Below are 20,880 nucleotides of genomic sequence, written 5' to 3'. Positions count from 1 at the left end.
TGCCGCGAAACCTGGTCCTGTGGAGCAGTTTGGAGTGCTCGCCACCCTGTCAAGGTGGAGGCCGCGGGTTCAAATCCCGTCAGGACCGCAGTGAAGAGCGAGGCCCGTATCCGTCACACGGACGCGGGCCTTTCGCATACCGCGGGCACCGCCTCCGACCTGCTCGTCGGCCTGTCAAGGTGGAGACCGCGCCCGCGGCGGAGCCGCAATCAGATGCAGCAAATCCCGTCAGGACCGCATCATTCAAAGGAGCCTGGGTCATCGACCCGGGCTCTTTTTCGTGCGCCTCGCCGCTCCGCAGGCCGACGCCGTCTTCTTGACGGCACCCGCTCCCCCAGGTACCCAGAGAGCAGGGCCCTCGTTGCCCTGTCCCCCTTCTGGAGGTGGCGTATGGCGGCGTCCACGCGGCGGCATGAGACGCGTGCTCTGCTTCGGGCACATCTGTCGGCCGCCAGCGGGTACCGCCATCTCACGCGGCACTGTCCGATCTGCCACCGGTTACTGAGGCTCGCCCTGGAGCACTCGGACACGGAGACGAGCACCGAGGCGGACGAGGCACCCGGTGCCAACCGCACGCCCCACTAACACTCTTGCCACTCCGTCAACAAGGTGCAGGGCGTGTGACGGGTGTCACCGCATGAGTTTTCAAAAGGTGGGTTCTTACCCACCTCCTACAACCGGTCAATTTAATATGTGCAATTGCACCAGCCTCCTCAGACTCCAACAAGCCCGCTCACAGCACCCCGTGCCACCCCGTGCCACCACCCACGAAGGGCACAAAAAAGATCGCGCTGGACTCGGCGGAGTCCAGCGCGATCTCTACGACGCACGCTTGAAGCTATGGAACTGACGGAACTGCCTTGAGCGTCAGGCCTGTTGGGGCAGACCCACGTCGTTGAAGCTGTTGGTGCTGTTGCTACTGCTGTTCTTGCCGGTGTTGCCGCCGGACGGCTCGGCCGATAGTTGGGGGACCTGCCGAAACGTCCGACTATTCAGTTGGTCAGGCCTCGCTGCGCTGCTGCGGAATGCCCGCAAGCAGAGCGCGAACCTCGGCCTCGCGATAACGGCGATGTCCGCCGAGCGTGCGAATGGATGTGAGCTTGCCGGCCTTCGCCCACCGCGTGACCGTCTTGGGGTCGACGCGGAACATGGTGGCGACCTCAGCCGGGGTCAGCAGCGGCTCGGCATCAGGGGTGCGAGCGGTCATGAGCGGCCTCCTCGGGAGAACCGAACCTTCTCGGTTCATTCCTCTAAATTCTGCACCTTGACCCGCGTTGCCCGAAATGGCGGACGCGGGTCGAGTCGGTTATAGGACGAACGGCTTGTCCTCGGCACTACAACTACACCATCTGTCCAACCGCGTAGGCCAAACCGATGGAATTGCCCTCCCAGGCGTCCATCGGCGACGGAAGCCAATGGACCATGCCATAGCGGACAGTCACGCCACTGTGACGATCAGTCACAGTGGCGATCAGGAGTCACGAGACCCCCCATAGCGTGCAATGCTGAGATTCCACCCAAAGATGGGCAGATAGAGCCTCCCCCGGACTCCTTGTCCTATTTTGGCACGAGGAGGGGCAAGGGACGCAAGCCACCTGTACGTGCGGTCCGTCACGCTTGACACAAACGCCCGGATCGGGACCTACGTCCCACGGCAGCCCCAAGAGCGTCCCACAAAAATGGAACTCACGTTCCAGGGAGTCCTTTTTTGACGAACCGTCAGTCCTGAACGGGATCGGCGGTCAGTTCGCCGACCGCCGGTCCCGCACCGCCCGCCACCGGTCCACGAGCCGCCCGTACGCCTCCCCGGCCGCCTCGCCGTCCCCGTCGCGCAGCGCCTCGATGCCCTCCGCCACGTCCGCCGCCGAGTGGTCCCCGGCCAGCTCACCGGCCGGCAGCACATGCACGAGCCCGCCGTAGTCCAGCTCGACCAGTGACCGCGGATGGAACTCCTCCAGCCACCGCCCGACGTCCAGCAGCCCGTCGATGAGTGGCCCCTCGTCGAGGGTGTCCCGCAGGGTCCGCAGCCCCCGCGCCACCCGCCGCCGCGCCTGGACCATCGGCGTCCGGTAGCGCAGGACGGGCGGCGCCGCGCCCTCGTCGGCCCCCGAACCCCTGTCGTACTCGCGCTCCTCGTCGGAGACCAGCACGAACCAGTTCAGCGGCACCTCCCAGGTCGCCGTGCGGATCCATGGGCGGGCGTCCGGGTTGCGGGTCAGCCAGCGCTCGTAGTCCTGGGTGGCCTGATGGCGTACGAGAGGCGGCAGAACGGCGTCCAGGACCGGCGGGGGCAGCTCCCCGGCCAGCTCGCCCAGCGCCTGCCAGCCGCGCAGCCGGGTGCGCCAGGGGCAGACGCAGACCACCCCGTCGACCTCGGTCACGAACGCGTCGGCGCTCTCGTGCACCGGCACCGCGACCGGCGGTGTGGGCAGCAGGTCGGCCAGGGAACGGCGCAGTTCGTCCTGGTACGAGGGCCGGTCGGGCCGCCGGGCGTAGCGCGCCCAGTGGCCGCGCTCCGGCTCCGGAAAGGCCGCCAGCGGCTCGTAGACGCGCAAGTAGGACGCGTACGGAACGATCACCGAGGACACCTTGGGCACGCCTGCTCCCTCCCCCCTGGACAGCCAGGAAAACCCAGATAAACCGCAGAACCAGCACACAGCAGCACGGGAAAATTATGCAAACCCTCGTACGGTCCCACGTCACCCGTGGGTGATCCTTGGCACTGCGGGGACGGTTGGCGTACGGAGGCCGGGGAGGGGCTTTACTCTCATGCCCACGGAGGCCCGCCACCCGTACGGGCTCCAGCCCCAACCGCCGCTACTTACCCTGGAGTCACCACAGTGACCGACGTAACCGGCGCGCCTGCTGATGTACTGCACACCCTGTTCCACTCGGACCAGGGGGGTCATGAGCAAGTCGTGCTCTGCCAGGACCGGCCCTCCGGCCTCAAGGCCGTCATCGCCATCCACTCCACCGCCCTGGGCCCCGCGCTCGGCGGTACCCGCTTCTACCCGTACGCGACCGAGGCGGAGGCCGTCGCCGACGCGCTGAACCTCGCGCGCGGGATGTCGTACAAGAACGCCATGGCCGGTCTCGACCACGGCGGCGGCAAGGCCGTGATCATCGGTGATCCGGACACCATCAAGAGCGAGGAACTGCTCCTCGCGTACGGCCGGTTCGTGGCCTCGCTCGGCGGGCGGTACGTCACCGCGTGCGACGTCGGCACGTATGTGGCCGACATGGACGTGGTCGCGCGCGAGTGCCGCTGGACGACCGGGCGGTCCCCGGAGAACGGCGGTGCGGGCGACTCGTCCGTGCTGACCGCCTTCGGCGTCTACCAGGGCATGCGGGCCTCCGCCCAGCATCTGTGGGGCGATCCGTCGCTGCGCGCCAAGCGGATCGGCATCGCGGGCGTCGGCAAGGTCGGGCACCACCTCGTGGACCACCTGGTGGCGGAGGGCGCCGAGGTCTTCGTCACAGACGTGCGCGAGGAGGCCGTACGGCGGATCACCGAGCGGCATCGGAACGTACTGGCCGTCGCGGACACGGACGAGCTGATCCGCGTCGACGGGCTCTCCATCTACGCGCCCTGCGCGCTCGGCGGAGCCCTGAACGACGACACCGTGCCCGTGCTGACCGCCGAGATCGTGTGCGGCGCCGCCAACAACCAGCTCTCGCACCCGGGCGTCGAGAAGGACCTCGCGGACCGCGGGATCCTCTACGCGCCCGACTACGTCGTGAACGCCGGTGGCGTGATCCAGGTGGCCGACGAACTGCACGGGTTCGACTTCGAGCGGTGCAAGGCGAAGGCGGCCCGGATCTTCGACACCACGCTGGCCATATTCGCACGTGCGAAGACGGACGGAATTCCGCCGGCCGCGGCGGCCGACCGGATCGCCGAGCAGCGGATGGCGGAGGCCCGGCGGAACCGGTAGGTCCACGGAGCGCGGAGGTACCTGCCGGCGGGGTGTTGGAGAGAACTCTCACTCCCGTCGGCGGGTCGGCCGCGAAGAAGTGGTTAAAATCGCGGTTGACCAGCGGGGACAGGGCACCTCGCGGGTTCTGGGCATCGGCACGTGCTGCGGGCGACGTACCGTATGGGCGTGGGCTCAGGTACCGTGGAAGCCCTACGGACCGGTCTCTCTGCGGAGAGCCCGTTCCAGATCATGAACGCGTGTCAAGACTCTGGGGCCACCGAGCCCCGTATCCGAGGGGGTCGAGCCATGGGGCGCGGCCGGGCAAAGGCCAAGCAGACGAAGGTCGCCCGCCAGCTGAAGTACAGCAGCGGCGGGACTGACCTCTCGCGTCTGGCCAATGAGCTGGGCGCTTCGACTTCGAGCCAGCCGCCGAATGGCGAGCCGTTCGAGGACGACGACGAGGAAGAAGACGACCCGTACGCTCAGTACGCGGATCTGTACAACGACGACGATGAGGATGAGGACGACCAGTCCTCAGGCCCCTCGTCGCAACAACGTCGCGGTGCTTGACGTTTTACGTCTGCCTGCGGCGCGCTGAACATGTCGACACAGATCCTGTACCTGTAGGCATCAGCTGCACCTCTCCCGGTCCGGGGCGTTTCGCCGGACCGGGTTTTGGTGCGTTGCCGCTCCGCTTGGGTTGGGCGGGGGCGCCTAGTGGGTCGGGGGTGCTGTGATGTGGCGGCTGCGGGTGCGTTGTGGTTGCTCGCGCCGTTCCCCGCGCCCCTGACGGCCGGCGGCTGCGCCGCCTGGCCGTCCCCCCAGCCGTCCCAGCTGTCCCAGCCGTCCTGGGCCTCCTGGGCGATTAGTTCCGTGCATAGTCGCCTACCAGCTCTGCGCCCGTCTTGTGGTCGCCTCGGTCGGTGATTTCGCCTGCTACCCAGGCTTCTACTCCCCGGTCCGCCAATGTCGCGAGAGCCACGTCTGCTGAGTCCTCGGGGACGATGGCGATCATGCCTACGCCCATGTTCAGGGTTTTTTCCAGTTCCAGGCGGTCCACCTCGCCCGTCCTGCCCACCAGGTCGAAGATCGGGGCCGGGGTCCAGGTGGAGCGGTCGACGATCGCGTGGAGGGTGTCCGGGATCACACGGGCCAGGTTGGCGGCCAGGCCGCCGCCGGTGATGTGGGAGTAGGCGTGGACGTCCGTGGTGCGGGTGAGGGCCAGGCAGTCCAGGGAGTAGATCTTGGTGGGGGCCAGGAGTTCCTCGCCGAGAGTCCGGCCCAGTTCGTCGATGTGCGCGTCCAGGGACAGGCCCGCCTGGTTCAGGAGGACATGCCGGACGAGTGAGTACCCGTTCGAGTGAAGCCCCGAGGCCGCCATGGCGATGACCGCGTCACCCGTACGGATACGATCCGCGCCGAGCAGGCGGTCGGCCTCCACGACGCCCGTACCGGCGCCGGCGACGTCGAAGTCGTCCGGACCGAGCAGACCCGGGTGTTCGGCCGTCTCGCCGCCGACCAGAGCGCATCCGGCCAGTACGCAGCCCTCGGCGATGCCCTTGACGATCGCGGCGACGCGCTCGGGGTGCACCTTGCCGACGCAGATGTAGTCCGTCATGAACAGCGGTTCGGCGCCGCACACCACGATGTCGTCCATCACCATGGCGACCAGGTCGTGGCCGATGGTGTCGTACACGCCGAGCTGCCGGGCGATGTCGACCTTCGTGCCGACGCCGTCCGTCGCGGAGGCGAGCAGCGGGCGCTCGTAGCGCTTGAGGGCGGAGGCGTCGAAGAGGCCGGCGAAGCCGCCGAGGCCGCCGAGGACCTCGGGGCGCTGCGTCTTCTTCACCCACTCCTTCATCAGCTCGACGGCGCGGTCGCCCGCTTCGATGTCGACGCCGGCGGCCGCGTAGGAAGCGCCGGAAGCAGAGTTGGTCGCAGACATTGCCTGGGATCTTTCAGGTTGATGTGAAGCAGGGCTTACGGGCGACGGATCGCGTCGGCCGCGGCCGTGGCGGCGGGCCCTGCGGCCAGCTCGGTCTCCAGGAGCTGCTTGCCGAGCAGTTCGGGGTCCGGGAGGTCCATCGGGTACTCGCCGTCGAAGCAGGCGCGGCACAGGTTCGGCTTGGCGATGGTGGTCGCCTCGATCATGCCGTCGATGGAGATGTACGAGAGGGAGTCGGCGCCCAGCGAGGTGCCGATCTCGTCGATGGTCATGCCGTTGGCGATCAGCTCTGCGCGGGTGGCGAAGTCGATGCCGAAGAAGCAGGGCCACTTGACGGGCGGGGACGAGATCCGGATGTGGACCTCGGCCGCCCCGGCCTCGCGGAGCATCCGCACCAGCGCGCGCTGGGTGTTGCCGCGCACGATCGAGTCGTCGACGACGACCAGGCGCTTGCCCTTGATGACTTCCTTCAGCGGGTTCAGCTTCAGCCGGATACCGAGCTGGCGGATCGTCTGGGAGGGCTGGATGAACGTACGTCCGACATAGGCGTTCTTGACGAGGCCGGCGCCGAAGGGGATTCCGGAGGCCTCGGCGTAGCCGATGGCGGCCGGGGTGCCGGATTCCGGGGTCGCTATCACCAGGTCGGCCTCGACAGGGGCTTCCTTGGCGAGTTTCCGACCCATCTCCACGCGGGAGAGGTACACGTTCCGGCCGGCGATGTCGGTGTCCGGGCGGGCGAGATAGACGTACTCGAAGACACAGCCCTTGGGCTTCGCTTCCGCGAATCGGGAGGTTCGCAGGCCGTTCTCGTCGATGGCGACGAACTCGCCCGGCTCGATCTCGCGCACATAGGCGGCGCCGCAGATGTCGAGGGCGGCGGACTCGGAGGCGACGACCCAGCCGCGCTCCAGGCGGCCGAGGACCAGCGGGCGGATGCCCTGCGGGTCACGGGCGGCGTAGAGCGTGTTCTCGTCCATGAAGACGAGCGAGAAGGCGCCCTTGACCTGCGGGAGTATCCGGGCGGAGGCCTCTTCGATGGTGAGCGGCTTGCCGTCGTCGTCGTTCTGGGCGGCCAGGAGGGCCGTCAGCAGATCGGTGTCGTTGGTCGCCGCGACGCGCGGGGTGCGGCCGTCGTGCTGCTTGGGCAGGTCCGCGACCATCTCGGCGAGCTGCGCCGTGTTGACGAGGTTGCCGTTGTGGCCGAGGGCGATGGAGCCGTGGCCGGTCGCGCGGAAGGTGGGCTGGGCGTTCTCCCAGGTGGAGGCGCCGGTGGTCGAGTAGCGGGCGTGACCGACCGCGATATGCCCCTGGAGGGCGCCTAGCGAAGTCTCGTCGAAGACCTGGGAGACGAGGCCCATGTCCTTGAAGACAAGGATCTTGGAGCCGTTGCTGACCGCGATTCCCGCGGATTCCTGGCCTCGATGCTGTAGGGCGTAGAGCCCGAAGTAAGTGAGCTTGGCGACCTCTTCGCCGGGGGCCCAGACCCCGAAGACGCCGCAAGCGTCCTGGGGGCCTTTCTCGCCGGGGAGCAGATCATGACTGAGTCGACCGTCACCACGTGGCACGGCACCGAGTGTAGGCGAGATCGACCACTGGTCCGAATTAGGGAATGCGACTGTGACACAGGGGCGCTGCGCGGCCGTGGACTGCGGTAGGGGCTCAGTCGGCGGCCGTCGCGCTGACCGTGGCACCGTCTGCGCTGGTCAGCGTCATGCTCCGGTGATCGATCTTGTACGTCGCCTTGCCGTCGAAGAGACCCAGCAGTGTCTTCTCGGCCTCCATGAGTGAGCCGTCGCACATCCTTCGGGTGGTCGACGGGCTGCCGAAAGTGATAGTGCCGTCGCTTACCGTCGCATCAGCAGAAACGTTGTTGCACCCAGCCTTGCCGCTGACGGTCCCCTTCTTCTGGTCGAGGACGAGGTAGGCGTCGGCGCCGGAGGGGAGGGGGGAGACGGCCGCGCTGTCGCTGTCCCCGTTGCTGCCGGCACCGAGTGTCGTGATCGTCCACTTGGTGCCGTAGAGGGCGGCGGCCTTCTCCTCGGTGAGGTGGATGGTGTCGCCGGTCTTGGTGGTGAGGGTGAGCTGCTGGGCGTTCTTGGCGCTTTCGGTGCCCTTGGCGGTGAGGGTGCCGTCCTTGAGGGCCTTGGTGAGGGTGTTCTCGAAGCCCATCGAGGCGCAGGCCATGTCGGTCGACAGGAACTGTCCGAGGGAGATCTCGTCACCGTCGACGGTGGCCTTGGCGCCGAAGCCGTTGCAGCCGAGGTTGCCGCTGACCTCGCCGTTCTTGGCGATCTTCAGCCAGGCACTGGCCGGGGCCTGGCTCTTCTTCCCGTCGACGGTGAGGTCGTCGACGGTCCAGTGGACGCCGGTGACGTCCGCGGTCCCGGACCCCGTCCCGACGGTCTGGCTGCCGCCGCTGTCCTTCTCGCTGCCACAGGCCGCGGCGAGGGGGAGCACGGTGAGGGTCAGGAGGCCGAGGCTGAGGCTCGTCAGTCGCTGCGTTTTCATGCCGGTGGGACGGAAGGGGCGGGTGGGCGGTTCCCGTCCGGCCCCTTTTTGGCGGGGGCTGCGGATTGCTGTCGTCAGGACATGAGGGGCAGCAGGTCTCCGAGGTCGGCGCGTTCGCCGCTCGCGCTGACCTGGGCCTTGTCGAGGGCGTCGGCCCAGGTGACCCGGCCGGTGGCCAGGCGGATCCAGGTCAGCGGGTCGGTCTCGACGACGTTGGGCGGGGTGCCACGGGTGTGCCTCGGGCCCTCGACGCACTGCACCACGGCGTACGGCGGGATCCGGACCTCCGTGGAGCCGCCGGGGGCCCTGGCGGCGAGGGTGTCGGCGAGGAGGCGAGTGCAGGTGGCGAGGGCCTGACGGTCGTACGGGATGTCGAGGCCCGGGACCGCGTCGTTCAGGTCGTCGGTGTGGACGACGAGTTCGACGGTGCGGGTGACCAGGAAGTCGGTGAGGGTGACGGAGCCGATCCGGACCGCGAGGACGCGGGTGTCTGCGACGCCTGTGAGGTGTTCGGTGAGGCGTTCCTCGGTGTGGGTGAGGAGGGTGTTGAGGTCGGGGGTGCGTTCGGCGAGGTCGTGGCTGTTGTCCGCGATGGCCTCGGCGTAGGCGGCGGTCGCCGACGCGTAGTCGAGGACGCCGATCTCGGCCTTCGCCGGCTCGTCCCGGTCGAGGGCCAGGCTGATGCTGCCGACGGCCATCGAGATGTGGGCGACCAGATCACGGACGGTCCAGTCGCCCAGGCGGGTGGGGAGGGTCAGTTGGGCGGGGGTGAGGGTGAGGACGGCGGTGCGGATGTTGGCGTACTGGGCGAGGACTGCGGTGCGGGTTTTGGTGGGGTCGTAGGTGCGGGGCTTTGGTTTTCTGGCTGGGGGCATCGGGGGGTCAGCTCCGGAGGTGGTCGAGCAGCGCGGAGAAGGCTTGTGGGGGGAGGAGGATGGCGGGGCCGTCGACGAACTTGGAGTCGCGGAGAGCGACATGGGCTGAGGCGAGGGCGGCTATCTCGACGCAGCTGCCGCCCGCGTCGCTGCTGTAGGAGGACTTGAACCAGGCTGCTTCCAGAGCAAGTTCACGGGCATCTCGGCGGGTGCTCATCTCGGTTCCATCTCTCGTGCTAGTTGCTCCAGAAACCCAGGGGTCTCCCTTGGCGCGGACGCCCCGGCTGCCATGGCCTCGAACCTGCGGGCATACCGCCAGAGTTCCGTGTCCTTGTCCGTCAGGCTCACGGTGTCCAGGGTGTCGATGCTGACCACACGGGGCAGCGGCGGATCGAACTCCATGAGGATGAAGTTGTCCGCGGACCGGTAGACAGGCTGGGACATCGGCAGGATCTGCACGGTCACGTGATCCAGCCCGACAAGTTCCGCAAGGTGCGCGTACTGCTCCCGCATGATGTCCGAGCTGCCGTAGACGCGTCGCACCGCCGCCTCTTCGAGGATCGCGTGCACCTCGACGGGACGGTCGCTGCGCAGGATGGCCTCCTTGCGCCGCATACGAATCTCGACGTTGCGCTCGACGAACTCGGTTGTCCGCTCATCGATGGGTTTGGCGATCTCGAACTGTGCCCGCGCATACGCCTCGGTCTGGAAGAGCCCGAACATCCTGTCCGGCTGGTAGGCACGCAGGATCTTGGCATCTCCCTCCAGCCCGACGCTCATGCCGAACCCCGAAGGCATCAGGCTCCGGTACGGCGACCACCAGCCCCGGTGCAGCGAACTCTTATGGACCTCCAACAGGAACTCCACGTCATCCGGATCTGTCACCCCGTACCGGTCGAGGAGTTCTTTGAGGTCCTGGACCTTGGGCAGGCCCGTCAGACCGTTCTCGACGCGGTACAGCTTCGACTCCGTGAAGCCGAGCCCCTTCACGGCTTGCGCCAACGTCATGCCGTTGCCTTCACCGTCATCCCGAAGGGCGTTCTGGCGCAGCCTCCGCAGCTCCTGACCGAGTTGCATCCGTCGGATCGTCGGCCCCGTCTTCGTTGCCACCGTGCCCGCCCCTTCTGCGGTCATGCCCGCCAACACTACGACTATGCCTGTCACTTGACGCCCTGTGTCCACCAAGTAACGGCCTGTGCACCAAGTGTGGCAGTCCTTGCCCTCCTTGCGCAGCCACATGCCAACCTTCCGGCATTTGCCAGTTCTCGTGGAATTTCTACGTTCGATTGCCTGGCCGCTGGAACGACGGAACCGTTGTCCCCATGACCACCCCTGAGCCCCGCCGCCGAAACAGTGCCCTCACCGACGTCCACTTCATCCTGGGCGACCGAGTCCAAGGGACCACCTTCGTCCCGCCCTTCCTCCGTGAGCGTGAGGTGCCCGAGCCCGTCGAGGGTGTCGTCGTGCAGGTCGGGTCCGGTTACCCGGAGGCCGATGGCGAGGACGACCTCGTCTGGGTACGGCTCGCCGACTCCACCGAGCGTCAGTGCCGCGTGAGCGATGTCGTCGCCAGCGTCGAGAACGAGCCACTCTGTGACGTCTGCAAGGTCGGCCGCGCCCCGTTCCTGCGCTATGGGACCCTCGAAAACACCGGCCGTATGTGTTCCGCGTGCCTCCGCAGGACCCACATCTGTGCCCTCTGCCAACAGCCCGGCAACGCCCCGCTGGTCGCCCTGGGCACGGCCGACCAGGGCTCCGGACCTGGTCGGACCACGTACGCGTGCGCTGCCTGCGCCGCATCAACCAGCCATTCTTCGCCGGGCCCTGACGGCAATCGCGTTGCTGGCGGCGGCGTGGATCCGAAACCATGAGGCATGCGATCGGATGGCTGGTACCTCACCGAAGACGTGCACGAGTTTTCTGCCCTCGCCGGGGATTTCCTGCGCTCACGGCCCGCCCTGCACACCACCGCGCTGACGACCATCGAGCAGGTGCGCACGAACGGGCCCGGCGCGAGCACCGCCCAGGACCCCGTCTTCGGCCGGCTGGAGCAGGACGGCGAGGTCACCGCCGCCTTCTTCCGGCTCACCCCGCAGAAGCGCTTGAGCGTCACCTCCCTCACGCCCGAGCAGGCCGACGGTCTCGCCGCCCACCTGGTCGCCCTCGGTCACCGGCCCCCGGGCGTCAGCGGGGACATCGACACCGCGACCGTCTTCGCCGAGGCCTGGCAGCGGCACACGGGCGCGACGCCGACGTTCAGTACCCGGATCCACCTGTACCGCCTCGGCACGCTCACCCCGCCGGAGCCGATGCCGGCGGGTCGGGGCCGACCCGTGGGCGAGGCGGACCATGAGCACCTGATGCAGTGGTGCCGTGAGGCCGCGGAGTTCTTCGGGGAGGACATCACCATCAACGCCGACACCTGGTCCGGTACCCGCTTCGGCGAGAAGACCTACACCTACTGGGAGACCCCGGACGGCACACCCGTGTCCATGGCGGGCGTGAACCCCCTGGTCGGCGGCCAGGTCCGGGTGGACCCCGTCTACACCCCGGCCCACCTGCGCGGTCGCGGTTACGCGGCTGCCGTGACGGTCGAGGTGAGCCGGGCGGCGCTGGAAGCGGGCGCGACGGATGTCGTCCTGTACACGGACCCGAACAACCCCACGAGCAACGCCCTCTACAAGCGAATCGGCTACCGCCTGGTCACGGACTGGGGCGCGTACGACTTCGCGTATGCCGATGACGAACCGGAGTAGAGGTGCAGCGTGACCGTCGAAGCCAGGCGCACGGCCCAGATGTCGGTGGAGGAGTTCGAAGCGATCGCCTCCGCCGCTCCCGAGACCGTCACGTTGGAGTTCCTCAACGGGCGGCTCGGCGTCAAGAGGGCGGCCGACGGGGACCGGAGCACCATCCTGACCTGGCTGACCCGGCACTGCATGCAGGCCAGGCCCGATCTGGACCTGTACCAGGGCACAGGGCTGCGGGTGGAGGCGTACGGGGCGGGCCGGGCGAAGCCGGATGCCGTGCTCGCGCCCGAGGCCCACTTCGCGGGGCACGGCGAATGGGCCGACCCGGACGGGGCGCTCATGGTCGTCGAGGTCACCTCGTACGACTCGGACACCGACCGACGAGACCGCCACGAGAAGCCGGCCGCGTACGGCCAGTCCGGCATCCCGCTGTACCTCTTGATCGACCGGGACTCCTGCACCGTCACCGTGCACAGCTCCCCGGACCGGCAGGTCGGCGGCTACCGCGACATCCGCACGGCGAAGTTCGGCGAGAACGTGGCCCTTCCCGACCCGATCGGCATCGAGCTGGACACGGAGAGGTTTCTCAGGTTCCCCGAGTTCCTCAAGTAGCGGTTGTTGTCGCATGTCTTGACGTCGCCGCCTCCTCGCCCTACTCCTGTCATGCCTGTGTCAGTTCAGCATTCTGACCGGTGTTCGAGATACCGAATTCCTGGACGGTGTGGAGGAGTTGGCGATGAACGGGACAGACGGCAGCGCGTCGGACGGTGTCACCCGGCGTACGGCCCTACAGCTCGGTGCAGTGGCCGCAGGATCAGCGGCGGTCGTCGGGAGCGGGCAGGCAGGCGCCGCAGCCTCGGAACCGCAAGCCGCCGGCGGACATGCACGTGAACGTTCCTTCGACGAAGGCTGGCTCTTTCACCGTGGTGACGCCCCCGGCGCCGAGACGGCCGCCTACGACGACACCTCCTGGCGCCTCCTCGACCTCCCCCACGACTGGAGCATCGAGGACCTGCCCTACGCCCCCTCCCCCGACGGCGCCGTCACCAGTGACCCGTCGCTCCTCGTGCCCAAGGAACCCGACCCCTCCGCACCCCAAGCACCCCCGGTCATCGGCCCGTTCGACCCCCAGCGCAGCCAGAACGGCGGCTCGACCGGGTACACGGTCGGCGGGATCGGCTGGTACCGCAAGCATTTCGGGGCCGAGGCGCTTGCCGGTGAACTCGGCCCTCTGCACGCCGAGTTACGGTTCGACGGTGTTTACCAGAACGCCGACGTCTGGCTCAACGGCGTCCACCTCGGCTTCCATCCCTACGGCTACACCTCGTTCGCCCACGACCTCACCCCCCACCTGAACCCGACCGGCCCGAACGTCCTCGCCGTCCGCGTCGACAACAGCGGCCAGAACAGCCGCTGGTACTCCGGCTCCGGCATCTACCGCCACACCTGGCTCACGGTGACCGGGCCCGTACGCATCCCCCTCTGGGGCGTCCACGTCACGACGCCCGAGGTCAGCCCGCACCGGTCGCTCGCCCGTGTCGCCGTCTCCGTCGCCAACCTCGGCACGCACGACTCCACCGCCTCCGTACGCGTCACCGTTCTCGACCCGCGCGGACGCATCGTCGCCACCCGTCACGCGCCGCCGCAGAGCGTCACGGCAAGCACGACAGTCGACATCCCTGCCCTCGAACTGCCCATCCGACAGGCCGCGTTGTGGTCCCTCGGCTCTCCCAGCCTCTACACCGCGCGGGCCGACATCCTGGTCGGCGGGCGGGTCGTCGACACCGTCACCACTCGCTTCGGGATCCGGTCCATCGTCTGGAACGGTGAGGTCGGTTTCCTCCTCAATGGTCAACCCGTGGAGGTCATGGGCGGCAATGTTCACCACGACCACGGGCCGCTCGGTGCCGTCGCGCTCGGGCGTTCGGAGGAACGTCGGGTCGAGATCCTCAAGGCCGCCGGGTTCAACTCCATCCGCACCGCCCACAACCCGCCCACACCCGAACTCCTCGACGCCTGCGACCGGTTGGGCATGCTGGTGATGGACGAGTTCTTCGACGTCTGGGACACCGGCAAGAACCCCCAGGACTACTCCGTCCACTTCGCCGAGTGGTGGGAGCGGGATCTCACGAGCACCGTCCTCCGGGACCGCAATCACCCCAGCGTCGTCATCTGGTCCCTCGGCAACGAGATCACCGACCGCACCAACGGTCACCGGGGTGCGGAGATGGCCGACCTCCTTCGCTCCCTCGACCCCACCCGACCCAGCACCCTCGGCGGCGGGTCCACCTTCACCGCCAGTGATCCCTCCTGGAGTTACGTCGATGTCGGCGACGTCCACTACAACGCCAACGGCAAGGGCTACGCCCAGATGCACGCTGCCAACCCCGCCAAGGCGATGACCCACAACGAGACGTTCCCCGCGACGATCTACCAGGACATCCACTTCGCCCGCGAGCACACCTGGGCCACCGGCACCTGGGTCTGGGCCGCCTGGGACTACCTCGGCGAGGCCGGTATCGGCAAGACGCCGATCCCGCCCGTGGGGACGGGGGCCACCATCGGCGACCAGAGCGTCATGCCCGGGTGGTCCATCTCCCGGGAACTGCACCACGGTTGGGGCGGCTTCGGCTATCCGTACCCCTACTTCCAGGCGAACTGCGGCGACTTCGACCTCATCGGGCAGCGCAAGCCGCAGAACCACTGGCGGGACGCGGTGTTGGGCCGCAGTCCCGTGGAGGTGCTCGTGGAGCGGCCCACCCCGGCCGGCACCGAGCAAGTCGCCATCTGGTGGGGGTACTTCGACGAGCTGGCCAGCTGGACCTGGGAGGGCGTCGAACCCGGCACCCCGCTCAAGGTGCACGTCTACACCGGCGGCGACAGCGTCCGACTCCTCCTCAACGGCGCCGAGTTCCCCGAGGGCGCCGCGACCGCTCCCGAGCGGGCCATGGCCACCTTCAACGTCCCTTACGCACCCGGTGAGTTGACCGCCGTCGCCAGTCTCGGCGGCGAGGAGATCGGACGCCAGACCCTCCGTACCGTCGGCTCCCCGGCCGCCCTCCGCCTCGTACCGGACGTCAGAGCCCTCACCACCGGCCGCGACGACCTCGCCCACGTCCTCGTCGAGGTCGTCGACCGGCACGGGCGTCTCGTGCCCGACGCCACGTACGAGGTGCGGTTCGAGATCGGCGGCGCCGGGGAGTTGGCGGGCGTCGGCAACGGCAACCCGCACAACGTCGACAGCTTCCAGCAGCCCCGCCGCCACACCTGGCACGGCCGTGCCCTCGCCGTCCTCCGCCCGGCCAAGTCCCCGGGCCGCCTCACCCTCACGGCGAGCGCGGAGGGGCTACGACCGGCGACCGTCACCCTGCCGGTACGCCCGTCCTGAGCCCACGCACGAAGAGGCCCCCGCCCGGACAGATATCCGAACGGGGGCCTCAGCCAACCCAGTTGATCCAGCTTGATCCCGTTGCCGACTACGCCAGCAGCGCCGGAATCGTCCCCTCGTGTGCCTCGCGCAGTTCCGCCAGCGTGAGCGTGAACTCGCCCTGCAACTCGATCGAGTCGCCGTCGACGACACCGATCCGCGTCACCGGCAGCCCCCGCGCCCCGCACATGTCGTTGAAGCGCAGCTCCTCCGAGCGCGGAACGGCCACCACCGCACGCCCCGCCGACTCCGAGAACAGGAGGGTGAAGGCGTCGAGCCCGTCCGGTACGACCAGACGCGCGCCCTTCTCGCCCAGCAGCGCCGACTCGACGACCGCCTGGATCAGACCGCCGTCCGACAGGTCGTGGGCCGAGTCGATCATGCCGTCGCGGGACGCGGAGATCAGGATCTCGGCCAGCAGCCGCTCCCGCTCCAGGTCGACCTTGGGCGGCAGGCCACCCAGGTGGTCGTGCACGACCTGCGACCACGCCGAGCCGCCGAACTCCTCGCGCGTGTCCCCGAGGAGGTACAGCAGCTGCCCCTCCTCCTGGAACGCCACCGGAGTGCGCCGAGCCACGTCGTCGATGACGCCCAGTACCGCCACCACCGGCGTCGGGTGGATGGCCACGTCGCCCGTCTGGTTGTAGAGCGAGACGTTGCCGCCCGTCACCGGCGTGCCCAACTGCTGGCAGGCGTCCGCGAGTCCACGTACCGCCTCCGCGAACTGCCACATCACCGCCGGGTCTTCGGGCGAACCGAAGTTCAGGCAGTCCGACACCGCGAGCGGCTTCGCACCCGTCGTCGCCACGTTCCGGTATGCCTCCGACAGCGCCAACTGCGCGCCCGCGTACGGGTCGAGCTTGGCGTAGCGGCCGTTGCCGTCCGTCGCAATGGCGACACCGAGGCCGGTCGACTCGTCGACGCGGATCATCCCGGAGTCCTCGGGCTGCGCCAACACCGTGTTGCCCTGCACGAAGTGGTCGTACTGGGAGGTGATCCAGGACTTGGACGCCTGGTTGGGGGAACTGACCAGCTGGACGACCTGGGCCTTCAGCTCATCCGAACTCGCCGGGCGCGCAAGCTTGTTGGCGTCGTCCGCCTGGAGGGCGTCCTGCCAGTCCGGGCGGGCGTATGGGCGCTCGTACACCGGGCCGTCGTGCGCGACCGTACGCGGGTCGACGTCGACGATCTTGCCGCCGTGCCAGAAGATCTCCAGCCGGTCGCCGTCGGTGACCTCACCGATCACCGTGGCGATGACATCCCACTTGTCGCAGATCTCCAGGAACCGGTCGACCTTCTCCGGCTCCACGACCGCGCACATGCGTTCCTGCGACTCGCTCATGAGGATTTCCTCGGGCGAGAGGGTGGAGTCGCGGAGGGGTACGTCGTCCAGCGTCACGCGCATGCCGCCGGAGCCGTTCGACGCCAGCTCGGACGTGGCGCAGGAGAGGCCCGCCGCACCCAGGTCCTGGATGCCGACTACCAGCTTCTCCTTGAAGGCTTCGAGCGTGCACTCGATGAGGAGCTTCTCCTGGAAGGGGTCGCCCACCTGGACCGCGGGGCGCTTCGACGGCTTGGCGTCGTCGAAGGTCTCGCTCGCCAGGATCGACGCGCCGCCGATGCCGTCACCGCCCGTACGAGCCCCGTACAGGATGACCTTGTTGCCCGCGCCCGACGCCTTCGCCAGGTGGATGTCCTCGTGCCGCATCACACCGATCGCACCGGCGTTGACCAGCGGGTTCCCCTGGTAGCAGGCGTCGAAGACGACCTCGCCGCCGATGTTCGGGAGGCCGAGGCAGTTGCCGTAGCCGCCGATGCCCGCCACCACGCCCGGGAGGACGCGCTTGGTGTCCGGATGGTCGGCCGCGCCGAAGCGCAGGGGGTCCACCACAGCCACCGGGCGCGCGCCCATCGCGATGATGTCGCGCACGATGCCGCCGACGCCCGTGGCCGCGCCCTGGTAGGGCTCGACGTAGGACGGGTGGTTGTGCGACTCGACCTTGAAGGTGACCGCGTAGCCCTGGCCGACGTCGACCACGCCCGCGTTCTCGCCGATGCCGACAAGCAGGGCGTCGGACTGCGGGGCCTTCTCGCCGAACTGGCGCAGGTGCACCTTCGACGACTTGTAGGAGCAGTGCTCGGACCACATGACCGAGTACATGGCCAGCTCGGCGCCGGTCGGGCGGCGGCCGAGGATCTCGACCACGCGCTCGTACTCGTCCTTCTTCAGACCGAGTTCGGCCCAGGGCAGCTCGACGTCGGGGGTCTCGGCCGCGTGCTCGACCGTGTCCAGAGGCGTCCGGCTCATGCGTTGACCAGCTTCTTGAGGATCGAGGTGAAGAAGGGGAGGCCGTCGGTGCGGCCGGACCCGATGAGCGGCTCGACCGCGTGCTCGGGGTGCGGCATGAGGCCCACGACGTTCCCGGCCTCGTTGGTGATGCCCGCGATGTCGTTCAGCGACCCGTTCGGGTTGAAGTCGAGGTAGCGGAAGACCACCCGGCCCTCCGCCTCCAGCTCGTCCAGCGTGTGCTGGTCGGCGACGTACCGGCCGTCCATGTTCTTCAGCGGGATGTGGATCTCCTGGCCGGCGTCGTAGTCGACGGTCCAGGCCGTGTCCGCGTTCTCCACCCGCAGCTTCTGGTCGCGGCAGATGAAGTGCAGGTGGTTGTTGCCGAGCATCGCGCCCGGGAGGAGATGCGCCTCGGTGAGGATCTGGAAGCCGTTGCAGATGCCGAGGACCGGCATGCCCGACTTCGCCTGCTCGATGACCGACTCCATCACCGGGGAGAAACGGGAGATGGCACCCGCGCGCAGATAGTCGCCGTACGAGAATCCGCCCGGCAGAACCACCGCGTCGACCTGCTTGAGATCCTTGTCCTTGTGCCAGAGAGCCACCGGCTCCGCACCCGCGAGCCGGATCGCGCGCTGAGTGTCCCGGTCGTCCAGCGAACCCGGAAAGGTGACGACTCCAATACGAGCAGTCACTTCTCTTCCCCCACCATCTCCTCCACCTTCACGGTGAAGTCCTCGATCACGGTGTTGGCGAGGAAGGATTCCGCAAGATCATGGATGCGGGCGAGCGCGGCGTCGTCCACCGGTCCGTCAACTTCCAGTTCGAATCGCTTTCCCTGACGTACGTCGGAGACACCGTCGAAACCGAGACGCGGCAGTGCACGCTGCACCGCCTGGCCCTGGGGGTCGAGGATCTCCGGCTTGAGCATGACGTCGACTACGACGCGTGCCACTGGCACTCCCGGTGTTGTGGTGCTGAGCAAGGTTCCTGGCGAGGTTCCTACAGGTGGGTTCAGACTACCCGTACAAAATTTCTACGCGGGTAGATTCGTAGGAATCTACGGGAAACGACGAGGACGGCATCACGATCCGGTATCGGACCGGCGCCAACACGAAAAGTTCTGGGAAAGATCCGGGTTCGCAACCAGGATGTCTATTGCGGGGGAGACACGCGGACAGATTTAGTCGGGCTTCCCATTGCAATGCCGGGCACTGTACAAAGGAAAAGGCATTAGCCGATACTTTGCCCAATAACAGTCGGACAACCGAGATCTTTCGACACCTCCCGACGTCTTCGCACGTCGTGGCAGAGGTGTCGCACGAAGGGACCGATATTCGTGGCTCAGCGTGTCGTGGTCACACTCTCTGACGACATCGACGGCTCGGAAGCGGCGGAAACGATCGCCTTCGGACTTGACGGCAAGTCGTACGAGATCGACCTGAATCAAACCAATGCCAAGAAACTGCGTAAGGCCCTGGAGCCGTACGTGGAGGCCGGCCGCAAGCGGTCGCGCTCCGGCAAGGCGTACAAGCAGACGGAGGTCGCCCCCGACCCGTCGGCGGTCCGGGCCTGGGCCCTCGCCAACAAGTTCGACGTACCGGCCCGCGGGCGCATCCCCAAGAAGGTGTACGAGGCCTTCACCGCCGCCCAGTAGTACCCCGCAGCACCCCTGCGGCGCCTCAGGAGCCCCTCGGCGCAACCGACTTGCGTTGCCCCCCTGCTGATCAGCTAGAGTCTGGAGCACGCCGAGGGGCAAGGCCGAAAGGCCCGGCTCACGGAGGCTTGCGGGTGTAGTTCAGTAGCAGAACATCCCCCTTCCAGGGGGAAGGCGCAGTGTGCAATTCCTGTCACCCGCTCTGCATCGTCGACCAGACCACTGCTGTGGATCAGGTAGGCTGGTGCTCGCGCCAGTCGGTGAAAGCCGACTGGAGGCAATGCGGACGTAGCTCAGTTGGTAGAGCGCAACCTTGCCAAGGTTGAGGTCGCCAGTTCGAACCTGGTCGTCCGCTCAGCAGTCGAAGGCCCCGGTCCAATGGACCGGGGCCTTCGTCGTGTTCCCAGGCACCACTTCCATCGGCTCCAGCTTCAGCTCCATCGGCGTCTGACATTTGTCATGCGCGCTGATGACACCACGCACTGCCCTCCTCTCCTTCCGGCCCGGATGCTGAAGGCATGGAAACCAACGAACGCGAACACGTGATTGAGGTCACTGACCTGCGGCGTGTGTACGGGGGCGGGTTCGAGGCGGTGCGCGGGGTGTCCTTCTCCGTGGGCCGCGGGGAGATCTTCGCCCTGCTCGGCACGAACGGCGCGGGCAAGACATCGACGGTCGAACTGCTGGAGGGGCTCGCGCCACCGGCCGGGGGTCGGGTGCGGGTACTCGGCCATGATCCGTACGCCGAGCGGGCCGCCGTACGGCCGCGCACCGGTGTGATGCTCCAGGAGGGCGGCTTTCCGTCCGACCTGACCGTCGGCGAGACCGCGCGGATGTGGGCCGGGTGCACGAGCGGCGCGCGGCCCGAGGCGGAGGCGCTCGCGCTCGTCGGACTGGGGCGGCGGACCGGCGTACGCGTGAAGCAGCTGTCCGGCGGTGAACGGCGGCGCCTCGACCTCGCGCTCGCCCTCCTCGGCGACCCCGAGGTGCTGTTCCTCGACGAACCGACGACCGGTCTCGACGCCGAAGGGCGCCGCGACACCTGGGAGTTGGTACGGGAACTGCGCGCCGGCGGTACGACCGTACTGCTCACCACGCACTACCTGGAGGAGGCCGAGGATCTCGCCGACCGGCTCGCCATCCTCCACGAGGGGCGCATCGCCGCCGCCGGTACGCCCGCCGAGGTGACCGCCTCGCAGCCGTCCCGGATCTCCTTCGAGCTGCCCACCGGGTACTTCGTGGGGGACCTGCCGCCGCTCGACTCGTTCGGTGTGAGCGGGTACGAGGAGGAGGGGCGCGTCGTGCGACTGCGCACCCATCAACTCCAGCGCGCGGCAACGCAGTTGCTGATGTGGGCCGAGGGGGCCGGGGTCGAGCTGCGGGGGCTGGACGTGCGGTCGGCCTCGCTGGAGGAGGCGTTCCTGCGGATCGCGCGGGAGGCGTCCGCGGACGTGGAGAGTGTGGAGAGTTCTGTTGTGGCCGAGGAGCGTGTCGCGTGAGCGCGGTTGTCGGTG

General features: G+C 68.1%; 20 protein-coding genes and 3 tRNA genes. 12 read left to right on the top strand and 11 right to left on the bottom strand.

Annotated features, from left to right (window positions below):
* Positions 1 to 13 precede the first annotated feature (13 nt).
* Positions 14 to 88: transfer RNA gene (locus OG787_RS25490), tRNA-Asp, on the top strand.
* A 125-nt stretch (positions 89 to 213) separates the two neighbouring features.
* Positions 214 to 585: a DUF6274 family protein gene (locus OG787_RS25485; RefSeq protein WP_405536484.1), complete on the top strand. Its 372-nt coding sequence runs from the start codon at positions 214 to 216 to the stop codon at positions 583 to 585.
* A 415-nt stretch (positions 586 to 1,000) separates the two neighbouring features.
* Here the strand turns inward: OG787_RS25485 and bldC are convergent, their stop codons facing one another.
* Together bldC and OG787_RS25475 are read right to left on the bottom strand one after the other, a co-directional pair.
* On the bottom strand, positions 1,001 to 1,207 hold the full coding sequence (gene bldC, locus OG787_RS25480; protein WP_003949541.1) for a developmental transcriptional regulator BldC: 207 nt from the start codon (positions 1,205 to 1,207) through the stop codon (positions 1,001 to 1,003).
* 535 nt (positions 1,208 to 1,742) lie between these two features.
* Complete coding sequence (locus tag OG787_RS25475) at positions 1,743 to 2,597, bottom strand: hypothetical protein (protein WP_369037080.1); 855 nt, start codon at positions 2,595 to 2,597, stop codon at positions 1,743 to 1,745.
* Positions 2,598 to 2,840: 243 nt separating this feature from the next.
* On the opposite strand from OG787_RS25475, the gene OG787_RS25470 reads away from it, so the two are divergent.
* Together OG787_RS25470 and OG787_RS25465 are read left to right on the top strand one after the other, a co-directional pair.
* Positions 2,841 to 3,935, top strand: coding sequence for a Leu/Phe/Val dehydrogenase (locus OG787_RS25470; RefSeq protein WP_405536483.1), 1,095 nt, complete (start codon positions 2,841 to 2,843; stop codon positions 3,933 to 3,935).
* A 288-nt stretch (positions 3,936 to 4,223) separates the two neighbouring features.
* Positions 4,224 to 4,487: a DUF3073 domain-containing protein gene (locus OG787_RS25465; RefSeq protein ID WP_105975228.1), complete on the top strand. Its 264-nt coding sequence runs from the start codon at positions 4,224 to 4,226 to the stop codon at positions 4,485 to 4,487.
* Between the two features lie 295 nt (positions 4,488 to 4,782).
* Here the strand turns inward: OG787_RS25465 and purM are convergent, their stop codons facing one another.
* The 6 genes from purM to OG787_RS25435 form a co-directional block, all read right to left on the bottom strand.
* A complete protein-coding gene (gene purM / locus OG787_RS25460) occupies positions 4,783 to 5,862 on the bottom strand; it encodes a phosphoribosylformylglycinamidine cyclo-ligase (protein ID WP_405536482.1) in 1,080 nt (359 codons plus the stop codon).
* A gap of 35 nt (positions 5,863 to 5,897) precedes the next feature.
* Positions 5,898 to 7,427: an amidophosphoribosyltransferase gene (purF, locus tag OG787_RS25455; protein WP_369037077.1), complete on the bottom strand. Its 1,530-nt coding sequence runs from the start codon at positions 7,425 to 7,427 to the stop codon at positions 5,898 to 5,900.
* Between the two features lie 94 nt (positions 7,428 to 7,521).
* Positions 7,522 to 8,370 (bottom strand): META domain-containing protein, encoded by an 849-nt coding sequence (locus OG787_RS25450; protein ID WP_405536481.1) that lies wholly within the window; start codon positions 8,368 to 8,370, stop codon positions 7,522 to 7,524.
* A gap of 74 nt (positions 8,371 to 8,444) precedes the next feature.
* Positions 8,445 to 9,245, bottom strand: coding sequence for a sterol carrier family protein (locus OG787_RS25445; protein ID WP_405536480.1), 801 nt, complete (start codon positions 9,243 to 9,245; stop codon positions 8,445 to 8,447).
* Between the two features lie 7 nt (positions 9,246 to 9,252).
* Positions 9,253 to 9,462, bottom strand: a complete 210-nt coding sequence (locus OG787_RS25440) for a DUF397 domain-containing protein (RefSeq protein ID WP_369037074.1) — start codon at positions 9,460 to 9,462, stop codon at positions 9,253 to 9,255.
* A complete protein-coding gene (locus OG787_RS25435; RefSeq protein WP_369037073.1) occupies positions 9,459 to 10,379 on the bottom strand; it encodes a helix-turn-helix domain-containing protein in 921 nt (306 codons plus the stop codon). The genes OG787_RS25440 and OG787_RS25435 overlap by 4 nt, the downstream gene beginning before the upstream one ends.
* A 188-nt stretch (positions 10,380 to 10,567) precedes the next feature.
* Here OG787_RS25435 and OG787_RS25430 point away from each other — a divergent pair, with 188 nt between their 5' ends.
* The 4 genes from OG787_RS25430 (at position 10,568) to OG787_RS25415 (ending at position 15,380) form a co-directional block, all read left to right on the top strand.
* The gene (locus tag OG787_RS25430; protein WP_405536479.1) at positions 10,568 to 11,116 is read left to right on the top strand and encodes a hypothetical protein; all 549 of its coding nucleotides are present in this window, start codon (positions 10,568 to 10,570) and stop codon (positions 11,114 to 11,116) included.
* A 3-nt stretch (positions 11,117 to 11,119) separates the two neighbouring features.
* The gene (locus tag OG787_RS25425) at positions 11,120 to 12,001 is read left to right on the top strand and encodes a GNAT family N-acetyltransferase (RefSeq protein WP_405536478.1); all 882 of its coding nucleotides are present in this window, start codon (positions 11,120 to 11,122) and stop codon (positions 11,999 to 12,001) included.
* A 9-nt stretch (positions 12,002 to 12,010) separates the two neighbouring features.
* Complete coding sequence (locus tag OG787_RS25420; protein ID WP_405536477.1) at positions 12,011 to 12,604, top strand: Uma2 family endonuclease; 594 nt, start codon at positions 12,011 to 12,013, stop codon at positions 12,602 to 12,604.
* 124 nt (positions 12,605 to 12,728) lie between these two features.
* Positions 12,729 to 15,380 carry a glycoside hydrolase family 2 TIM barrel-domain containing protein gene (locus tag OG787_RS25415; RefSeq protein ID WP_405536476.1) on the top strand — a complete coding sequence of 884 codons (2,652 nt, stop codon included), beginning with the start codon at positions 12,729 to 12,731 and terminating at the stop codon, positions 15,378 to 15,380.
* Positions 15,381 to 15,468: 88 nt separating this feature from the next.
* On the opposite strand, the gene purL is transcribed toward OG787_RS25415, so the two are convergent.
* The 3 genes from purL to purS are packed head-to-tail and all read right to left on the bottom strand — an operon-like array spanning position 15,469 to position 18,664.
* Positions 15,469 to 17,727, bottom strand: a complete 2,259-nt coding sequence (purL, locus tag OG787_RS25410) for a phosphoribosylformylglycinamidine synthase subunit PurL (protein WP_405536475.1) — start codon at positions 17,725 to 17,727, stop codon at positions 15,469 to 15,471.
* The gene (gene purQ, locus OG787_RS25405; RefSeq protein ID WP_369037067.1) at positions 17,724 to 18,404 is read right to left on the bottom strand and encodes a phosphoribosylformylglycinamidine synthase subunit PurQ; all 681 of its coding nucleotides are present in this window, start codon (positions 18,402 to 18,404) and stop codon (positions 17,724 to 17,726) included. The genes purL and purQ overlap by 4 nt, the downstream gene beginning before the upstream one ends.
* Positions 18,401 to 18,664, bottom strand: coding sequence for a phosphoribosylformylglycinamidine synthase subunit PurS (purS, locus tag OG787_RS25400; RefSeq protein WP_235476986.1), 264 nt, complete (start codon positions 18,662 to 18,664; stop codon positions 18,401 to 18,403). Before purS ends, purQ begins: the two co-directional genes overlap by 4 nt.
* A gap of 384 nt (positions 18,665 to 19,048) precedes the next feature.
* Between purS and OG787_RS25395 the strand changes: the two genes are divergently transcribed.
* From OG787_RS25395 to OG787_RS25380, 4 genes are all read left to right on the top strand, one after another.
* Positions 19,049 to 19,366 carry an Lsr2 family protein gene (locus OG787_RS25395; RefSeq protein WP_369037066.1) on the top strand — a complete coding sequence of 106 codons (318 nt, stop codon included), beginning with the start codon at positions 19,049 to 19,051 and terminating at the stop codon, positions 19,364 to 19,366.
* A 130-nt stretch (positions 19,367 to 19,496) separates the two neighbouring features.
* Positions 19,497 to 19,568: transfer RNA gene (locus OG787_RS25390), tRNA-Gly, on the top strand.
* Between the two features lie 80 nt (positions 19,569 to 19,648).
* Positions 19,649 to 19,721 (top strand) — tRNA-Gly (locus tag OG787_RS25385).
* Positions 19,722 to 19,884: 163 nt separating this feature from the next.
* Complete coding sequence (locus OG787_RS25380; RefSeq protein ID WP_405536474.1) at positions 19,885 to 20,865, top strand: ABC transporter ATP-binding protein; 981 nt, start codon at positions 19,885 to 19,887, stop codon at positions 20,863 to 20,865.
* The last annotated feature ends 15 nt before the right edge of the window (positions 20,866 to 20,880 follow it).

It is taken from the genome of Streptomyces sp. NBC_00075 (genome assembly GCF_045041225.1).
Taxonomy (GTDB): domain Bacteria; phylum Actinomycetota; class Actinomycetes; order Streptomycetales; family Streptomycetaceae; genus Streptomyces; species Streptomyces adonidis.
This window is presented reverse-complemented; position numbering and strand designations above follow the sequence as displayed.